Source organism: Mannheimia varigena (genome assembly GCF_013377235.1).
Taxonomy (GTDB): Bacteria; Pseudomonadota; Gammaproteobacteria; order Enterobacterales; family Pasteurellaceae; genus Mannheimia; species Mannheimia varigena.
On sequence record NZ_CP016226.1, the window covers coordinates 1,905,876 to 1,925,370 of the forward strand.

General features: G+C 42.4%; 18 protein-coding genes. 10 read left to right on the forward strand and 8 right to left on the reverse strand.

The window, feature by feature from the left end; genetic code table 11:
• Positions 1-12: 12 nt before the first annotated feature.
• Together nudB and A6B40_RS08960 are read right to left on the reverse strand one after the other, a co-directional pair.
• Positions 13-456 carry a dihydroneopterin triphosphate diphosphatase gene (gene nudB / locus A6B40_RS08955; RefSeq protein ID WP_112110611.1) on the reverse strand — a complete coding sequence of 148 codons (444 nt, stop codon included), beginning with the start codon at positions 454-456 and terminating at the stop codon, positions 13-15.
• Positions 456-1,331, reverse strand: coding sequence for a DMT family transporter (locus A6B40_RS08960; RefSeq protein WP_176672173.1), 876 nt, complete (start codon positions 1,329-1,331; stop codon positions 456-458). Before A6B40_RS08960 ends, nudB begins: the two co-directional genes overlap by 1 nt.
• Before the next feature lie 108 nt (positions 1,332-1,439).
• On the opposite strand from A6B40_RS08960, the gene A6B40_RS08965 reads away from it, so the two are divergent.
• Entirely contained in the window at positions 1,440-2,279 is an 840-nt protein-coding gene (locus A6B40_RS08965; protein ID WP_176672342.1) for a DUF72 domain-containing protein, read from the forward strand.
• A gap of 85 nt (positions 2,280-2,364) precedes the next feature.
• Here the strand turns inward: A6B40_RS08965 and aspS are convergent, their stop codons facing one another.
• A complete protein-coding gene (gene aspS, locus A6B40_RS08970; RefSeq protein WP_176672174.1) occupies positions 2,365-4,140 on the reverse strand; it encodes an aspartate--tRNA ligase in 1,776 nt (591 codons plus the stop codon).
• A gap of 159 nt (positions 4,141-4,299) precedes the next feature.
• Positions 4,300-5,211: a LysO family transporter gene (locus A6B40_RS08975; protein ID WP_176672175.1), complete on the reverse strand. Its 912-nt coding sequence runs from the start codon at positions 5,209-5,211 to the stop codon at positions 4,300-4,302.
• 138 nt (positions 5,212-5,349) lie between these two features.
• Here A6B40_RS08975 and dinB point away from each other — a divergent pair, with 138 nt between their 5' ends.
• Positions 5,350-6,426, forward strand: a complete 1,077-nt coding sequence (gene dinB, locus A6B40_RS08980) for a DNA polymerase IV (RefSeq protein WP_176672176.1) — start codon at positions 5,350-5,352, stop codon at positions 6,424-6,426.
• Between the two features lie 88 nt (positions 6,427-6,514).
• On the forward strand, positions 6,515-7,384 hold the full coding sequence (htpX, locus tag A6B40_RS08985) for a protease HtpX (RefSeq protein ID WP_176672177.1): 870 nt from the start codon (positions 6,515-6,517) through the stop codon (positions 7,382-7,384).
• Positions 7,385-7,441: 57 nt separating this feature from the next.
• On the opposite strand, the gene A6B40_RS08990 is transcribed toward htpX, so the two are convergent.
• Positions 7,442-7,933 carry a YqaA family protein gene (locus A6B40_RS08990; RefSeq protein ID WP_025216762.1) on the reverse strand — a complete coding sequence of 164 codons (492 nt, stop codon included), beginning with the start codon at positions 7,931-7,933 and terminating at the stop codon, positions 7,442-7,444.
• A 199-nt stretch (positions 7,934-8,132) separates the two neighbouring features.
• On the opposite strand from A6B40_RS08990, the gene focA reads away from it, so the two are divergent.
• From focA to prlC, 5 genes are all read left to right on the forward strand, one after another.
• Positions 8,133-8,957 carry a formate transporter FocA gene (gene focA, locus A6B40_RS08995; RefSeq protein WP_025247346.1) on the forward strand — a complete coding sequence of 275 codons (825 nt, stop codon included), beginning with the start codon at positions 8,133-8,135 and terminating at the stop codon, positions 8,955-8,957.
• Between the two features lie 89 nt (positions 8,958-9,046).
• Entirely contained in the window at positions 9,047-11,371 is a 2,325-nt protein-coding gene (gene pflB / locus A6B40_RS09000) for a formate C-acetyltransferase (RefSeq protein ID WP_025247347.1), read from the forward strand.
• 158 nt (positions 11,372-11,529) lie between these two features.
• Positions 11,530-12,636, forward strand: coding sequence for an adenosylhomocysteinase (locus A6B40_RS09005; RefSeq protein WP_176672178.1), 1,107 nt, complete (start codon positions 11,530-11,532; stop codon positions 12,634-12,636).
• 95 nt (positions 12,637-12,731) lie between these two features.
• Positions 12,732-13,469: a pyruvate formate lyase 1-activating protein gene (gene pflA / locus A6B40_RS09010; RefSeq protein WP_025216766.1), complete on the forward strand. Its 738-nt coding sequence runs from the start codon at positions 12,732-12,734 to the stop codon at positions 13,467-13,469.
• An 88-nt stretch (positions 13,470-13,557) separates the two neighbouring features.
• The gene (gene prlC, locus A6B40_RS09015) at positions 13,558-15,600 is read left to right on the forward strand and encodes an oligopeptidase A (RefSeq protein WP_176672179.1); all 2,043 of its coding nucleotides are present in this window, start codon (positions 13,558-13,560) and stop codon (positions 15,598-15,600) included.
• Between the two features lie 73 nt (positions 15,601-15,673).
• On the opposite strand, the gene A6B40_RS09020 is transcribed toward prlC, so the two are convergent.
• The gene (locus A6B40_RS09020) at positions 15,674-16,084 is read right to left on the reverse strand and encodes a hypothetical protein (protein WP_176672180.1); all 411 of its coding nucleotides are present in this window, start codon (positions 16,082-16,084) and stop codon (positions 15,674-15,676) included.
• Between the two features lie 215 nt (positions 16,085-16,299).
• Between A6B40_RS09020 and A6B40_RS09025 the strand changes: the two genes are divergently transcribed.
• Entirely contained in the window at positions 16,300-17,457 is a 1,158-nt protein-coding gene (locus A6B40_RS09025; protein ID WP_176672181.1) for a chorismate mutase, read from the forward strand.
• Between the two features lie 48 nt (positions 17,458-17,505).
• Here the strand turns inward: A6B40_RS09025 and A6B40_RS09030 are convergent, their stop codons facing one another.
• A complete protein-coding gene (locus tag A6B40_RS09030; protein ID WP_025216770.1) occupies positions 17,506-17,721 on the reverse strand; it encodes a YdcH family protein in 216 nt (71 codons plus the stop codon).
• A gap of 190 nt (positions 17,722-17,911) precedes the next feature.
• On the opposite strand from A6B40_RS09030, the gene A6B40_RS09035 reads away from it, so the two are divergent.
• Positions 17,912-18,733 (forward strand): dihydroorotate dehydrogenase, encoded by an 822-nt coding sequence (locus A6B40_RS09035; protein WP_176672182.1) that lies wholly within the window; start codon positions 17,912-17,914, stop codon positions 18,731-18,733.
• Between the two features lie 55 nt (positions 18,734-18,788).
• On the opposite strand, the gene adk is transcribed toward A6B40_RS09035, so the two are convergent.
• Positions 18,789-19,433, reverse strand: a complete 645-nt coding sequence (gene adk / locus A6B40_RS09040; protein WP_025247353.1) for an adenylate kinase — start codon at positions 19,431-19,433, stop codon at positions 18,789-18,791.
• Between the last annotated feature and the right edge of the window lie 62 nt (positions 19,434-19,495).

Genomic DNA, 19,495 nt, shown 5'->3' on the forward strand with positions numbered 1-19,495 from the left:
AAAATGGTACGGTTACTCGCACCTTAAAATAAATTCTTTGATTGCATCGGCATTATTCGGCGATTTAGTCATCTCAACGGCTTTATCTGCTTCAACCCAACGGTAAGCCAAATGCTCGTTTAAAATCGGCTCTTGCTCGCTCTCAAGCGGTAACAAAAACCAATGCTCGACACAGTGTGTAATATTAGGTGCGTATTTATACCGAAAATGCGGAAAAATTTCAAATTCTATCTGCTTTTGACAATCGACAAGCGGTCGTGTTTCAGCGGAAATTTGCAAACCGATTTCCTCGAACACTTCGCGCTCAGCAGCTTCAATCGGCTTTTCGCCTATTTCGATAGAGCCTGTTACCGACTGCCAAAATTCAGGATCATCTTTGCGTTGTAACATCAACACTCGGCGAGTGTTTTGGGCGTAAATCACCACTAGCACACTATTTGGATTTTTATACTGCATTAATTGATTACCACCAAAATAGCTGCAATTACCACTAAAATTAGCCCGACAAAATCTTGAATTTTCAGACGTTCTTTAAAAATAAAGTAGGAAATGCCTAAAATAAAGAAAATTTCCACCTGCCCGAGGGTTTTCACAAAGGCGACGTGGTTGAGGCTCATTGCGTTAAACCAGCCGAATGAGCCGAGAAAAGAGAATAGGCTGGTGAGCATTCCTAGTTTCGGGAATTGGAAAAATTTGGTCAGCGTTTCTTTTTGGAGAAGGGCTAAATAGACCACCAAAAGCACCGCTTCAAACGTGATCACAGTAAACAGCACCCACGCCGCTGAAATTAAAAAATGGCTGTTGAGCTGCAGACTGGCCTCCCGAACCCAAAGTGAGGTGAGGGCGAAGCACAAACCGCTACTGATGCCGAGAAACAGCGTTTTCCACGAAAGTTGGCGTAAATTGCCGCTGCCGGTCATCAGGAAAATCGCCACGCCACCTAACAGCACGCCTAGCCAACCGATTGGGCTGATGGTTACGCCGAAAAACAGCACCCCAAGCAGTGCCGCCCAAACGGCTTCACTTTTGGCTAAACCCACGCCGATGGCATAATTTTTTAAGTGAAAGAGCTGAACCATTAATGAGGTCGCCCAAATTTGAGCTAAGCCTGCACCCACCACATACACAAAAAAGAGCTGTGGGAAATTCGGTAAAGTCAGTGATTCATCGTGCCAATATAAAAACACCAAATAGCCACTTGCTAATGGCACGGCGTAGAAAAAGCGAGCAAGGGTAACACCCAGCACTGGCACATCTCGGCTGAGCTGTTTTTGAAAGGCATTGCGACCGGCTTGAGCCACCGCAGCAAGTAGAGTAAACCAAATCCACATAGTGATCCCTCACAACAAAAGATAACAAATCTTACTCCTTTATTAACCATTTGCAAGCGGTCTAAAAAGCTCTAAAATTTGCAAAAACAATTTTGGCAACAAATGATGATGACTTTTCCCCATATTTACATCGGCACAGGCGGCTATGCCGACACCGATCTGCTCGGCACACTTTATCCTTTCGGCACGAAAAAAGAGGATTTTCTGGCGGTTTACAGCCAGCATTACGACACGCTCGAAATCAATAGCACTTTCCACGCTCCCATTGGGCAGAAAGCTTTTGAGGGAATGGTACAGAAAGCGGAGGGGAGGCTGAATTTTTCGGTGAAATTACACCAAGATTTCAGCCACCAACGCACCGCAGTTTTAGAGCAAGCTCAAGCCTTTTTGAATGTGTTGCAACCGCTTATGGAGCAAAATGTATTGGCGAATTTGTTTATTCAGTTCCCAACTCAATTTGAACGCACGCTACCCAATCGCCGTTATTTGGGTGAATTGATAAAATGGTTTGAAAATCAACCGCTTGCGATTGAGTTTCGCCATCCAAGTTGGCATATTTCGCCTGTGTTTGACACCTTTGCGAACAGCCCAAATCTGATTTGGTGCAATGTGGATTATCCGCAGAATATCGGTTTGCCAGCGTTTCATTTTTTCGCAAACCAACGCACCGCTTATTTACGACTGCATGGTCGCAATTCTGATTGGTGGAAAGGGCAAAGTGCGGCAGAACGCCACGATTATCGTTATTCGGACGAAGAGTTGAACGGTTTGGCAGATTTGCTGTTTCATCGAAAAGCAGAGTTCGACAAACTCTATCTCTACTTTGAAAACACCACCAAAAGTCACGCATTTTATAATATCCAAACGCTCAAAGGATTTTTGGCGGAGAAAGGATTTCAGATAAAACCTGTGCCGGAGCATTTGTTAGGACAGCAGAGTTTGTTTTAACCCAAAAAGAAAAAAGAGCAGCGGAGCTGCTCAATTATGCGTAACCCGGCACGGCTCGTGCCGGGAGCTAAAAGCTATTTGCAAATTATTCGGCTTTTTCAACCGCTTTCACCGTAATCGCCAACTCATCCAACGCTTTCGGATTTGCATAGCTTGGTGCTTCTGTCATTAAACACGCTGCTGCGGTAGTTTTCGGGAAGGCGATCACATCACGAATGTTGTCGGTGCCGGTAATCAACATTGTTAAGCGGTCTAAACCGAACGCTAAACCTGCGTGTGGTGGTGTACCGAATTTTAACGCATCAAGCAAGAAGCCGAATTTCTCTTGTTGCTCTTCTTCGTTAATGCCTAAAATGCTGAACACGGTTTGTTGCATTTGTTGGCTGAAAATACGCACTGAGCCGCCGCCCACTTCGTAGCCGTTGATCACCATATCATAAGCATTCGCCACCGCATTTTCAGGATCTTTCACCAACTCTTCCGGCGATAAATCTTTTGGCGAGGTGAATGGGTGGTGCATTGCGGATAAATTGCCTTCGTCATCACGCTCAAACATTGGGAAATCAACCACCCACAATGGTTTCCACGCTTTGGTGTCGGTTAAGCCTAAATCATTACCCACTTTCAAACGTAATGCACCGATAGCGTTGGTTGCCACGTTCCAGTTGTCTGCACCGAAGAACACGATGTCATCTTTTTGTAGATTTAAACGTTCAAATAAGGCTTTTAACACCTCTTCGTTTAAGAATTTTGCCACCGGGCTTTGAATACCTTCTAAGCCGGCGTTTACGTCATTCACTTTCAACCACGCTAAGCCTTTTGCTCCGTAAATGCCGACAAATTGAGTGTAGTCATCAATATTTTTACGAGTGAGCGATGCCCCATTTGGTACACGAAGAGCCACAACACGCCCTTTCGGATCGTTCGCTGGGCCGCTGAATACTTTGAAATCGACCGATTTTAAAATATCCGCCACGTCCACCATTTCTAACGGGTTACGCAAGTCCGGTTTGTCTGAGCCGAAACGTTGCATCGCTTCTGCCCACGTCATCATTGGGAATTTGCCTAAGTCCACGTTCAAGCGGTCTAACCATAAGCCGTGAATCATCTCTTCCATTAACGCACGTACTTCTTCGGCGGTTAAGAACGAGGTTTCCACATCGATTTGGGTAAATTCCGGCTGGCGATCTGCACGCAAATCTTCGTCACGGAAACATTTTACGATTTGGTAGTAACGGTCAAAGCTCGACATCATCAGCAACTGTTTGAAAAGTTGTGGAGATTGTGGCAATGCATAGAATTTGCCTTTATGCACACGGCTTGGCACTAAATAGTCACGAGCCCCTTCAGGTGTCGCTTTGGTAAGCATTGGGGTTTCGATGTCTAAGAAACCGTGGTCGTCCATAAAGCGGCGAACGAAACTCGTGATTTTGGCACGGGTTTTGAGTTTTTCTGCCATTTCAGGGCGGCGTAAATCCAAATAGCGATATTTCAAACGCTGTTCTTCGGTGTTGGTTTGGTTGAAGTCAAGCGGCATCACTTCAGCGTTGTTATATACCACTAGATTTTTCACCAAGACTTCAATTTCACCGGTCGCCATCTCTTTGTTGATTTGCGATTCATCACGGGCGATCACCTCACCTTGAATCTGCACGCAGGCTTCTGAACGTAGAGCAGAGGCTTGTTTGAAAAGTGCCTCGTCTTTCTCATCGAAAAACACTTGCACAATGCCTTCACGGTCACGAATTTGCATAAAAATAAAACGACCAAGGTTACGAACACGGTGAACCCAACCGCTTAATATCACGGCTTGTCCAACATGAGTGCGGTTTAGGTGGCCGCAATAGTGAGAACGCATCATAAAATTATCCTTTTGAATTTTGAAAATGATTGCCCGAACATCGGGGAAAACTTGCAAATTATAGCGGAAATTGGCTTGAAAGTGAGAAATAAAAACACACAAGCGGTGATTTTTACTCAAATTTTTGCAAAATGTTGATTAAAAATCACCGCTTGTAACTTAGCCTTCTAACCCAATAAAAATTGCCAGCAAGAGTGGTGCGGCTAAATTCACAATAAATCCGAAGCTAATCGCTAGTGGTACAATTTGAATACCGCCTGATTTTTGAATAATTGGGAGCATACAATCCAGCGAGGTTGCTCCGCCGATTCCAACGGCGGTGGAGGGGAATTGTCGCATAAACAGTGGCACTAAAAACAGACATAAAATTTCGCGGGAAATATCGTTAAAAAAGGCGATACTGCCGTAAATCGGACCCCACACATCGTTCACCAACACGCTTGAAAGCGAATACCAACCGAAAGCAGAAGCAAAGGTTAAGCCTTTGGCGAGCGAAATATCCAGCAAGAAAGCGGAAATTACACCGCCAATTAACGAACTTGCCACCATTACGATAGAAGTATAAATCCCCCGTTTGTTGAAAAACACCTCACGCAATGGAATGCCGCTGTTGCGAAGCTGAATACCCACCCCGAAAATCATCACTTCTAAAACATAAGTACTTGAGTGTAAAGGGAAATCTACAGAGCCTTTAGTGTAATAGCCAATAATGCCGCCTAGTAAGGTTACGCCGATTAATTTGAGGGAATCAATTAATAAATGCAGGCGAGAGGGTAATTCGTCTTGATTTACTTCTTCTCGTTTCATTGGCTGAAATTTGTCGTAAATCACCAATCCTACAATGTTAGAAAGCAGCAAAATCGCCACCAAACTAAACGCCATTCCGCCGATTTGCGGCAGCTCGGTTAAGATGTTGTCAATTTGTCCGAGCGAAATCCCCATTACCAACAAAATCAGGTAAAGGCAGATGTTCACCACTTTATTGACGATTGCCATATAGCGGTGGTTTTTAACCGTGATTAGGTAACCCAGAAAGAGGGGAATCAGCACAATGGCTAAACCGTAGAGCATTTTTTTATCCTTATTTTAATTATTTTGTAGAGCTTGAAATTCTAACAACAAGAGCATAAAATAAAACTGTTTTTATATACAGTTTTTTTTTGTGAGAAAGAAGGCGGCAAGCGGTCGTTTTTGAGGAAAATTTTGCAAATGGTGGCGGAGTTTCAACGGAAAATTATCCATATTGATATGGATTGTTTCTATGCAGCGATAGAAATGCGGGATAATCCTTCGTTAGTGGGCAAGCTTGTCGCAGTGGGCGGTCGAGCTAATCAGCGTGGCGTGCTGACTACCTGCAATTACGAAGCCCGAAAATTTGGCTTACGCAGTGCAATGCCGACCGCAACCGCCCTAAAAAAATGCCCGAATTTGGTGTTGCTGCCGGTGAATATGCCACTTTATAAAGCGGTTTCGGCACAAATCCATGAAATTTTTTATCGCTACACGCCGATTATTGAGGCTCTTTCTCTTGATGAAGCCTATTTAGATGTGACGGATTGCGAGCTTTACTCCGGTTCGGCGACTTGGATTGCACAGGCTATTCGCAATGATATTTGGCAGGAATTGAAATTAACTGCCTCGGCTGGCGTTGCTCCGCTAAAATTTTTGGCGAAGATCGCCTCAGATCAAAACAAGCCAAACGGGCAGTTTGTGATTACGCCTGATGAGGTGCAAACTTTTGTGAAAAATCTACCGCTTGCAAAAATTCCTGGTGTGGGCAAAGTGACGAATGAGAAGCTACACAAGCTGGGGCTGGAAACCTGTGGTGATGTACAAAACGCTGAGCAGGCGTTGATTTATCGGGAATTTGGCAAATTCGGGCAGCGGCTTTGGGACTTCTGCCACGGTATTGATGAGCGGAAAATTGAGCCGTTTCGCCCTCGAAAATCGCTCGCGGTAGAAAATACCTTGCTTGATGATATTTCTACCTTTGAAGAGGCTCAACAGATTATCGCCGATTTATTCGATAAATTGATGTTTCGCCTTGAGCGAAGCGGTGCGGAAATGCCGTTGAGCGAGTTTAAAAAATTAGGCATTAAATTAAAATTTGACGATTTCAGCCAAACCACTCTTGAGAGGACAACAGACGGCTTGAGTTACGCACGTTTTGAAACGCTTTTGCAGCAAATTTTTGTTAGACGAAATGAACGAAAAATAAGATTGATTGGTCTAACAGTTCACTTTCCTGAGAAAAAAGTAAATCATCAGTTAAATTTATGGGAATAATTGTGAACAATTGCTTGAAATTGCTGACAAAATCATTATCTTAGGTAAGCAATTATTGCATTATTTATTTTTGGAGATTTACAACATTATGGCAAAACGTGTCATTCTATTTTTATTAACAAACTTAGCAATTACCTTTGTTTTAGGGATTGTGCTGAACATTATTTTTAATGCAACGGGCATTCAAGGGCAAAGTGTTGGTGGCATCCTGATCCTTTCTTTAGTATTTGGTTTTTCAGGCTCATTGATCTCTTTATTTCTATCTAAATCAATGGCGTTACGCTCTGTTGGTGCTGAGGTAATCAAAGAACCACGTAACCAAGCCGAGAAATGGTTATTTAATACTGTTCAACGTCAATCACAACAAGCGAATATTCCAATGCCGGATATTGCAATTTATCACTCAGCAGATGTGAATGCTTTTGCAACAGGGGCGACTAAAAATAATTCACTTGTTGCGGTAAGTACCGGTTTACTGAATTCTATGACAGAAGATGAGGCTGAGGCTGTTGTTGCACATGAAATAGCCCATATTGCAAATGGTGATATGGTAACAATGACGCTTTTACAAGGTGTATTAAATACTTTCGTAATTTTCTTGGCGCGTATTATTTCCACAATGGCGGCAAGCTCTCGTGACAGTAACGGTAATTCAAGCACCAACACTTTAGTGTTCTGGGTGGTGGACATTGCTCTACAAATGGTATTTGGAGTGTTAGCGACTATGATCGCAATGTGGTTCTCTCGCCATCGTGAGTTCCGTGCTGATGCAGGTTCCGCACAATTAGTGGGTAAAGAGAAAATGATTGCGGCTTTACAACGTTTACAACGCATTCACGAGCCACAAGAGTTACATGGTTCTCTTGCCGCGTTTATGATTAATGGTGCACGTAGTAAAGAATTATTTATGAGTCACCCACCATTAGAAAAACGTATTGAGGCGTTAAGAGGCTTATAATTAAATACAAGCGGTTGTTTTTGGTAAAAAATTTACTAAAAATAACCGCTTTGTGCTTTATAAAACATACTTCAAAACAGGATAGAGTGTTGCCAATAGAAAGAGGTATCGCAATAGCTTGCCAATTATAATCAATATAATGCTTTGCCAAGGGTTGAATCTGAGCCAGCCTGCGATGCCGCAGAAAATATCGCCAACAATGGGGAGCCAACTAAAAAGCAAGACTAAAATGCCATATTTTTTACTTTTTTCTAATGCCCATTGTGTATAGCTACTATCTGATTTTTTCGGATGAGGCACTAATAAGCCCATTGCATAAGTAATTAAGCTACCCAAGCTATTTCCTAAAGTGGCAACAATTACCAGAGTAGTTAGCGAAGAAGTTAGCGTTATATTTGTAACGAAATGTTGGCTTGCAAGAGCAGTAAAAATAATTTCAGAATTTCCGGGTAATAATGTTGAACTGAGCAGTCCACTAAAAAACATCGTCATGAGTTGGTTTTGCTCAGAGGAGAATAAGCTGAAAAGTGAAGTAAGATAATCTGTCATAAATTTATTGTTAATTTGTTAAAATTTTGTTTGTTGAAATTTGATTAAATGTTGTACTTTAAAGGGATTTTGTTCTACATCAAAAAAAAGGGTGGAAATCCTTCTGATTATGTAAGAATTTATTTAAAGATGAAACGAAGAGGTCTATAATTCCTTCAAAATATATCGGTTTTTCAATTCTCATTTTTAAGGTTGTCTGATGTTTTCTCCTGCTGAAATGGCAAAAATCGCAGAAGATGGTGCGGTTTATAAAGCAACAAAAAATCAATTATATTCCTTTCTCTCTGCCATTACCGCAGGTGGTTTTATTGCAATAGCTTTTGTATTTTATACCACAACCCAAGTGGGTGCGAGTGAAATGCCTTGGGGTGTCGCCAAATTAATCGGCGGTTTGGTTTTCTCGCTTGGCGTTATTATGTGTGTGGTATTTGGGGCAGAATTGTTTACCTCCTCAACCCTTACCATTGTTGCCCGAGCCAGTAAAAGAATTAACTGGCTACAAATGTTTAAAAACTGGGTAGTAGTTTATTTTGGTAACTTTATCGGTGCAATTTCAATTGTGTTGCTTGTTTGGTTTAGCGGTCAGATTATGGCGGCTAAAGGGCAATGGGGCTTGGTTATTTTAAATACGGCACAGCATAAAATTCATCACGCCTGGTTTGAAGCATTCTGTTTAGGCATTTTCTGTAACATTATGGTGTGTATTGCCGTTTGGATGTCTTATGCAGGTAAAAGCCTAACCGATAAAGCCTTTATTATGATGTTGCCAATTGCAATGTTCGTTGCATCAGGTTTTGAACACTGTGTGGCGAATATGTTTATGATTCCAATGGGAATTGCAATTTCTCATTTTGCAAGTCCAGAATTTTGGGCTGCAATTAATGTTGATCCTGCACAATTTGCGGATTTAGATTTATACCATTTTGTATTTAAGAACCTTATTCCTGCTACATTAGGCAATATTGTCGGTGGAGTTTTTTTCATCGGCTTAATGCAATGGTTCTTATATATTAGAAAGCACTAAGATTTTAGAATCAAGCGGTCAAATTTTTGCAAAATTTTACCAAAAATTAACTGCTTTTCGTTTTAACTTACTAACATAGAGGACTTAAAATGACTCAATTAACAGACGCTCAACAAAAAGCGTGGGAAGGTTTTGCCGCTGGCGATTGGCAAACTGAAGTAAATGTGCGTGATTTTATCCAAAAAAACTACACACCTTATGAGGGTGATGAGTCTTTCCTAGCTGAAGTAACACCTGCAACAAGCAAATTGTGGGCAGATGTAATGGAAATGATTAAAGTAGAAAATAAAACGCACGAACCGTACGATATTGATTGTGATACTCCATCAACCATTACTTCACACGCTCCGGGTTATATTGATAAATCATTAGAAAAAATTGTGGGTCTTCAAACTGATGCGCCATTAAAACGTGCAATTATGCCTTTTGGTGGTATCAATATGGTGAAAGGCTCTTGTAAAGTGTATCGTCGTGAATTAAAACCTGAAGTAGAGCAAATTTTTACTGAATACCGCAAAACTCACAACCAAGGTGTATTTGACGTTTACACCCCGGATATTTTACGTTGCCGTAAATCGGGTGTAATTACCGGCTTACCAGACGCTTACGGTCGTGGCCGTATTATCGGTGACTACCGTCGTATGGCTCTTTACGGTGCAGATTTCTTAATGAAAGACAAACAACGTCAGTTTGCTTCATTACAAGCTCGTTTAGAATCCGGTGAAGATATTCAAGCCACTATTCAACTGCGTGAAGAAATTGCCGAGCAGCACCGTGCATTAGGCAAAATGAAAGAGATGGCAGCAAGCTACGGTTTTGATATTTCTAAACCGGCAAGTAACGCACAAGAAGCGGTGCAATGGACTTATTTTGCTTACCTTGCAGCAGTTAAATCGCAAAACGGTGCAGCAATGTCGTTCGGTCGTGTTTCTTCATTCTTAGATATTTACATTGAACGTGACTTAAAAGCAGGCAAAATTACCGAACAAGAAGCGCAAGAGTTGATTGACCACTTAGTAATGAAGTTACGTATGGTGCGTTTCTTACGTACACCAGAATACGATCAATTATTCTCAGGTGACCCAATGTGGGCAACTGAAACCTTAGCTGGTATGGGTTTAGATGGTCGTACATTAGTAACGAAAAACAGCTTCCGTATTTTACACACTCTTTACACAATGGGCCCATCGCCAGAACCAAACTTAACGATTTTATGGTCTGAGCAATTACCGGAAGGCTTCAAACGTTATTGTGCGAAAGTGTCTATCGACACATCATCAGTACAATACGAAAATGATGACTTAATGCGTCCAGATTTCCAAAACGATGACTATGCGATTGCGTGCTGCGTATCACCGATGATCGTAGGTAAAATGATGCAATTCTTCGGTGCTCGTGCAAACTTAGCGAAAACCTTATTATACGCAATCAATGGTGGTGTGGACGAGAAATCAGGTGACCAAGTTGGTCCGAAAACAGAAGCAATCACAAGCGAATATTTAGATTACGATGATGTAATGACACGCTTAGACAGCTTTATGGACTGGTTAGCAACACAATACGTTACTGCATTAAATATCATTCACTTTATGCACGATAAATATGCGTATGAAGCAGCATTGATGGCACTGCACGATCGTGATGTATTCCGCACAATGGCGTGTGGTATCGCAGGCTTATCTGTAGCGGCAGACTCACTTTCAGCCATTAAATATGCGAAAGTAAAACCAATCCGCAGTGATATTGAGATCAAAAACAAAGCAGGCGAAGTGGTTGGTGTAGCGAAAAATGTAGCAACCGACTTCGAGATTGAAGGCGAATATCCACAATTTGGTAACAACGACAACCGTGTGGATGAAATTGCTGTTGATTTAGTCGAACGTTTTATGAAGAAAATTCAAAAACTCAAAACTTACCGCAACGCAACGCCAACTCAGTCTGTTCTTACTATTACATCTAACGTGGTTTACGGTAAGAAAACAGGTAATACACCAGATGGTCGCCGCTCAGGTGCTCCATTCGGACCGGGTGCGAACCCAATGCACGGACGTGACCAAAAAGGTGCGGTAGCGTCATTAACTTCTGTGGCTAAATTGCCATTTGCCTACGCAAAAGACGGTATTTCTTACACCTTCTCTATCGTGCCAAATGCGTTAGGTAAAGATTATGAAGCACAAAAACGTAACCTTGCGGGCTTAATGGATGGCTACTTCCACCACGAAGCAACAGTAGAGGGTGGTCAGCACTTAAACGTAAACGTGTTAAACCGTGATACGCTATTAGATGCGGTAGAGCACCCAGAGAAATATCCACAATTAACCATTCGTGTGTCAGGCTATGCGGTGCGTTTCAACTCACTCACCAAAGAGCAACAAATGGACGTAATTACCCGTACTTTTACTGAAAGTATGTAATCTGAATTGGTAAATCTCTGATGAAAAAAGACCGCTTGTAGGGCAACTTACAAGCGGTTTTGTTTTTGCTACATTTTGCATTTTCCTCCAAAAACCTTGAAGAATAGCGTATAATTCTAGTCTTCGATGACGATGTTATTTATTGCTGATAAGGATTTATGATTTACCAAAATTTTTCTGCCGAATTGGATTGGGCAACACTTCATTTAACCCGTACCCGTGCTGCTGTTGAGGCATTACCTGACCTTTCTCACATTCGTTTAGCGTGCAATATGCACCTAGACCTGAAAATGGCACCGCTGGTAAAAGGCTTGTTGGACAAAGGGGCGAAGGTGTTTTTAACCACTTGCAATCCAACCACGGTGCAAGATGATGTGGTCGCTTATTTGGTGGAACACGGAGCAGAAGCTCACGCTTGGCGAAATATGTCGAATGAAGAATGGCACGAGAGTTTCCAAAAAGCGATTGACTGGCAGCCGACCCATTTGTGCGAAATGGGTTCAGATTTAACCTCGCTCATTCACTCCAAAGGCTTACAAACCGGCGTGAAAGCAGGCTTGGAAGCGACCGGCTCGGGCGTGAATCGCTTAAATGGTTTGAAACCAAACTACCCGATTTTTAACTGGGACGACTTGCCAGTGAAAGAGGGCTTACACAACCGCCATATGGTCGGCTTAACTGCTTGGCACACCTTTTTCGACACCACCCACTTAACCCTGCACGAAAAAACCGTGGTGGTGATTGGTTATGGCTTAGTGGGGCAAGGCGTGGCGGCTTCGGCGAAAGCCTACGGCGGTAAAGTGATCATCGCGGAAATCGACAAAGCCCGTGCGTTACAAGCTCAATATGACGGCTGGCAGGTAATGCCACTGGCAGAAGCGGTGAAAATCGCCGATGTGATTGCAACAGCCACAGGAGCGAAAAACGTGCTGGGCGGCAAGCTGATCGAACAGGCAAAATCGGGCTTATTTATTCTGAATGTCGGCCACGTTGCCGAAGAGATTGACGTGCCATTCCTCAAACAGCACCCGATGAGCGAACCGATGCCGTATGTAAATGCTTACCAAGTTGGCGACAAAACCATTTACCTACTTGCAGACGGCTCAATGTTCAACCTCACCGCCGGCTACGGCGACAGCCTCAATGCGTTTGACGTGACTTTGGCAGTGATGGCAAGCGGTATCGGGCATATTGTCGGCGAGGGCGAGAAAGCGGAGAAAGATGTTTATTTGTTGCCGCAAAAAGTATGGCAAGCGGTGTTATAGCAACGGCTAACTTTTAAATACGTAGGGGCAAATTGTAATTTGCCCCTTACAAGCGGTCAATTTTTAGAAAAATTTTACAAAATAGAAGGTTGTTTATGTCTATTGCTCGTTATCACTCCTACGAATCTTGCGGTACGGTGGACGGCCCGGGGATTCGTTTTATTCTGTTCCTGCAAGGCTGCCTAATGCGTTGCAAATATTGCCACAACCGTGATACTTGGGATTTGGACGGTGGCAAGGAAATCAGCGTAGAAGATCTGATGAAAGAAGTCACCACTTACAAGCACTTTATGAAAGCAACAGGCGGCGGAGTGACGGCTTCAGGCGGTGAAGCGGTGCTGCAAATGGAATTTGTGCGAGATTGGTTCCGAGCTTGCAAAGCCGAGGGCATCAACACCTGTTTAGACACCAACGGCTTTGTGCGTAACTATAGCCCTGTGGTTGATGAAATGCTGGAAGTGACCGACCTCGTGTTGCTTGATTTAAAACAGCTGAATGATGAAATCCACCAAGATTTGATCGGCGTGTCTAACAAGCGAACGCTGGATTTTGCTCGTTATTTACACAAAATGAACAAGCCGACTTGGATTCGCTATGTGGTCGTGCCGGGCTACACGGACGATGACGATTCCGCCCACCGTTTAGGGCAATTTATTCAAGGAATGGACAACATCGAAAAAGTCGAGTTGCTACCATACCACCGCCTCGGGGCTCACAAATGGGAAACCTTGGGCTACAAATATGAGCTGGACGGCGTGTTGCCGCCACCAAAAGAAGATTTAGAACGTATCCAAAAAATCATTGAAAGTTACGGACATACAGTGAAATTCTAATCTGTAGGGGCTAATTGCAATTAGCCCCTACAAAAACAATGATAACAGGGACGGAAAATGTTTCGCTCCTACAACGTGAGGAAAAATAATGTCAAACCCTCTTTTAAATTACACCGGCTTGCCGGCTTTTTCGCAAATCAAACCGGAACACATTAAACCTGCTGTGGAAGCAGTGATCAAAGAATGTCGTGAAACGGTAGAAGCGGTTGCAAAAATCGAGACTCCGACTTGGGAAAATTTCTATATGCCACAAGCAATGGCGGGAGATAAATTCTCTCGTGCGTGGTCGCCAGTTGGGCATTTGAATGCGGTGCAAAATTCGCCGGAATTGCGTGAAGTTTACCAAGCCTGCTTACCGCTGCTTTCGGAATACAGCACTTGGGCAGGGCAGCACCAAGGCTTATATCAAGGCTATGTGAAATTAAAAAATAGCCCTGAATTTGCGAATTATTCCGCCGCTCAGAAAAAAGCGATTGAAAATAGCCTGCAAGATTTTGAATTATCGGGTATTTCGTTACCTGCGGATAAACAAAAGCGCTACGGCGAAATTTCTGCTCGTTTATCGGAACTCAACTCGCAATTTAGCAACAACGTGCTAGATGCCACAATGGGCTGGGATATTGTGATTACAGACGAAGCCCAACTGAAAGGCTTGCCGGAATCTGCATTAGAGGCAGCGAAATTATCCGCAGAGAGCAAAGGCAAAAAAGGCTATCGCTTCACCCTTGAAATTCCAAGCTATTTGCCGGTGATGACCTACTGCGAAAACAAAGCGTTGCGTGAAGAAATGTACCGTGCCTACGTAACCCGTGCTTCAGATCAAGGCCCGAATGCCGGTAAGTGGGACAACAGTGCCGTGATCGATGAGATCTTAAAACTTCGCCACGAAAGATCGCAGCTGCTTGGCTTCACAACCTACTCGGATTATTCTCTCGCCACCAAAATGGCGGAAAATCCTCAACAAGTGTTGGATTTCTTAAACGATTTGGCTGCTCGCTCAAAAGCTCAAGGTAAAAATGAATTGAGCGAATTACAACAGTTTGCGAAAGAACATTTCGGCGTGGAACAGCTTGATTTGTGGGACATCGCTTTCTACAGCGAAAAACAGAAACAGGCGTTATATTCGGTAAACGATGAAGAACTTCGCCCTTATTTCCCGGAAAATCGTGTGCTTTCAGGCTTATTTGAAGTGATGAAACGCATTTTTGCAATGCGTGTGGAAGAGCAACAAGGTGTGGACGTTTGGCACAAAGATGTGCGTTTTTTCAATATTTTTGACAAAAATGACCGCTTGCGTGGTTCGTTCTACCTTGATTTATACGCCCGTGAAAACAAACGTGGTGGTGCGTGGATGGACGACTGCATCAACCAAAAACGCTTAGCTGACGGCAGCTTGCAAAAACCAGTGGCGTATTTAACCTGTAACTTCAACAAACCGATTGGCGACAAACCGGCGTTATTCACTCACGATGAAGTCACCACGCTATTCCACGAATTTGGGCACGGCATTCACCATATGCTCACCGAAATTGACGTGGGCGATGTTGCCGGAATTAACGGCGTGCCGTGGGACGCAGTGGAATTACCAAGCCAATTCTTAGAGAACTGGTGCTGGGAAGAAGAGGCGTTAGCCTTTATTTCAGGGCATTACGAAACCGGCGAGCCGTTACCAAAAGCGAAGTTAGATCAGCTATTAGCAGCGAAAAATTTCCAAGCGGCGATGTTTGTGCTTCGTCAGTTGGAGTTTGGCTTGTTTGACTTCCGCCTACACACCGAATATGACCCGAACAAACAAGGGCAAATGTTGGAATTACTCAAAGCCGTGAAAGAGCAAGTAGCGGTCACAAAAGGCGTGGAATGGGCAAGAACGCCACATAGTTTCTCGCACATTTTCGCCGGCGGCTATGCGGCAGGCTACTACAGCTACTTATGGGCGGAAGTGCTTTCGGCAGATGCGTACTCACGCTTTGAAGAAGAGGGCATTTTCAACGCCGAAACCGGGCAGTCATTCCTTGACAACATCTTAACCCGTGGCGGCTCAGAAGAACCAATGGTGCTGTTTGAACGCTTCCGTGGCAGAAAACCAACTCTTGATGCGTTGTTACGCCATAAAGGGATTTCGGGGAATTAAAGGCAGGTAGTTTAACGTACGAAGACAAGCGGTTGAATTTGCAAAAAATATTGTAAATTCAACCGCTTATGTTTTAGTGGTGACCGCTCACTTTCGGGTGGTTTGCCGGTTTTTCAAAGCCCTTTTCTTTTAAGCAGGCTTCAAATTTCGCACGGTCTTTTTTGCTTTTTACTGCTTTGTGGCACTCTTTCATCGCTTTCGAAAGTGCAGGATTTTTGTGCTTGTGCATTTTTCCTGCTGTTGGGTGATCAGCCGGTTTCTCGAAACCTTTCTCTTTTAAGCATTTTTCAAATGCTGTCATATCTTTGCTGTCTTTGCTGTCTTTGTTGAAGGTACTATGGCAATCTTTCATCGCTTGTGCTAGAGCCGGATTTTTAGCGTGAGCTTCATTACCTTTATGGTGATGATCGTGACCTTTGTGATGGTGTGACTGAGTACAAGCTGCTAAAAGTGCGATAGCAGAAAGTGCTAGTAATTTTTTCATAAAAAAACTCCATTTGGTTGGTAATCACTCGGTGAGTGCCGAGAGCGAGGCTATTCTAACAAAAAAATCGGTGAAAGAAATGCTTTTCTACACTGTAGCAAGCGGTAGAAAAAGCTGAATTTTTCGCAAATTTTGTTGCGAAATCAACCGCTTGTCTTTCCTTTATTTTTGAACAGGTTATAATTTCAGGCAAGCTATTATTGAGAGAATGCACAATGTCTTTAGATTTATCCGATATTCGAACACAAATCACCACTCTTGATCGCAATTTATTAAAATTGTTGGCGGAGCGTCATCGCTTGGCGTTTGATGTGGTGCGAAGCAAAGAGATTACCCAAAAACCGTTGCGTGATTTGGAGCGTGAAAAAGCGTTATTACAAGAGTTGGTGAATTTTGCCGAGGCGGAAAATTACCAGCTCGATCCGCAATATGTGACCCAAATTTTCCAACGCATTATTGAAGATTCGGTGCTCACTCAGCAAAATTATCTGCAGAATAAATTGAATGCTCAAAAAGAAGAGCAGGTTTCTATCGCCTTTTTGGGAATGCGAGGTTCGTATTCTAATATGGCTTCTCGTCAGTTTGCGAAGAAATATCAAGGTTCGCTAGTGGAATTAAGCTGCGGATCTTTTGATGAAGTTTTTTCAAAAGTCAGCCTTGGCGAAGCAGATTTCGGCGTGTTGCCGCTTGAAAATACCACGTCAGGTTCGATCAACGAGGTGTACGATTTATTACAACATACTGATCTCACTTTAGTAGGTGAGCTAGCGTACCCCATCAAACATTGCGTATTAGCCAACGGCAATGTGGATTTGGCGGAAGTGGACACGGTTTACACCCATCCACAACCGGCTCAACAATGCAGTCAGTTCTTGGCAACGCTAGACAAGATGCATATCAAATATTGCGAAAGCAGTTCCCACGCAATGCAAATGGTGGCTCGCTTAAACAAGCCGAATATTGTGGCGTTGGGTAATGAAGATGGTGGCAAGTTATACGGTTTAACCAATATCAAAACCGATATTGCCAACCAACCGAATAACATCACTCGCTTTATTGTACTCTCGAAAGAAGTGGTGAAGGTGTCGCCACAAGTGCAGACCAAAACGCTATTATTAATGACCACGACTCAACAGGCAGGTGCGTTGGTAGATGCGTTAATGGTGTTTAAAACACACAATATCCGAATGATGAAACTGGAATCTCGCCCAATTTACGGTAAGCCGTGGGAAGAGATGTTCTATGTAGAGCTAGAGGCTAATATTCATTCTGACAACACGCAAAAAGCGCTAGCGGAATTGGAAAAAGTGACGAGTTACCTGAAAGTGCTTGGCTGCTACCCAAGTGAAATTATTGAGCCGGTAAAGCTTTAATTTTAAAACAATAAAGCTCAGAATTTTTCTGAGCTTTATTCATTTTGATTAGGCTGATTTCTGTTTTAAGATTGAATAAATCTGATCTTTTAAATGTAATTTTTCTTTTTTGAGCGTCTCAACTTCTTCTTGGGTAGCAATCTCAATATTGGCTTCCATATTTTTAATACGTTGATCTAGCTCATTATGTTTATCAAACAGGCGAGTAAAATGTGCATCGCTTTGTTTCAACTCTGTAATTAAATCACGAAATTCTGGAAACATATTTAACTCCTATAGTGTGTTTGTAAATAATTTAATAGCTAGATGCTACCATTTTTTAGATAAATCTTGTTGAAATCTTTCCAAAAATTTGAACTAGATCACAAAATTTATATCGAAAATTATTATGCGTAATCAAGATATTTAACGCTATAATAATCGGCAGCAATTTTAGATTTAAGGACACAATATAATGCGTTACAAAGCGCTCTTTTCGATACTGTTTTCGCTTTTCTTAGGCACAGCGAATGCGAATTGGATGAAAATTAATGATGTGAATTATACCTGGGGGCCGTTTAATATCTACCATGTTACGCTTTTTACAGAAACAGGGAGTTATTCTGAGGGGACTCGCCCTTTAATGTTGACCCTACAATATAAAAAGCCGTGGGAAGGGCGTGATTTTGCGGCCTCTCTTGCAAGAACTTGGAATAATTTAGGTATTCAACTACCAGAAAAAGAGGTAAATGAAATAATCACTCATCTAAGAAAAACCTTTCCTGATATTAAGCCAGAAGATACTTTGCACTATATCGCACTAGAAGATAGAGGATATTTTATCTTAAATGATAAAGTGGTTTCTAAAGTATTTGACAAACTTTTTAATGATGCCATTGTTGCTATTTGGCTTGACCCCAAAATGGATATTAGCCGCCAATTGTTAGATCCATCTTACAAACCAAGAGTAGAGGAAAAACAGTCTGAACAAACTCAAGAAGTTGGTGAACAGCTTTTTTCACCACAAGCTGAAACTACGGTAGAAATTAATGATCAAATACCTAAAGTAGAACAAGCTCAAAAATTAGAATCTAAGCAGGAAAATGTGGAAAATCAAATATCACTCCTTGCAGAAAATAAACCAATTGTACAAAGTGATATGGTTAAAGAAGAAAGTAAAATCGAGCAGACCTTAGAGAAAAAAGAGAATACAAAAGAGATTCAGATTGAAAATCCAGAAGTGTTTATTTCACCAATCTATGATGATCTGTTTATGCTAACAAGAAACTATGTTTAGTTAAAAAAACAAGCGGTAAAATTTTCAAGAAATTTTACCGCTTGTGCGTCTTAAATTAAGCTAAAATTTTCGCTAATTCTGCACTCACTTCTTCAACAGGTTTTGTACCATCTAAACGCTCGTAACGAGTGTTGCCTGCTTCTGCTTCTGCAGTATAGTAAGCAATTAACGGCTTGGTTTGTTTGTGGTAAATTGCTAAACGCTCTAATACTGTTTCTGCTTTATCATCTGGGCGAATGATCAAATCTTCGCCAGTTACATCATCTTTACCTTCTACTTTTGGTGGATTGTACACTACGTGGTAAGTACGACCGGACGGTTGATGCACTCGGCGACCACTCATACGCTCAACAATCACTTCATCAGCCACATCAAACTCAAGCACTAAATCAATTTTCACGCCTGATTCTTTTAATGCGTCCGCTTGTGGAATAGTGCGAGGGAAGCCATCTAATAAGAAACCTTTGGCACAGTCTGGTTGTGCGATACGATCTTTTACTAACGCCACGGTTAATTCATCTGGTACTAATTTACCTTCGTCCATCAAGGCTTTAGCTTGTTTTCCTAATTCCGTACCTTCTTTGATTGCCGCACGGAACATATCACCCGTTGAAATTTGCGGAATACCGAATTTGTTCATAATAAACTGAGCTTGAGTGCCTTTGCCTGCACCCGGTGCGCCTAATAAAATCACTTTCATTTATAAACCTCAATAACTAAAAAAATGAATAAATAACTTAGGCAATAACCTTACCGATTACT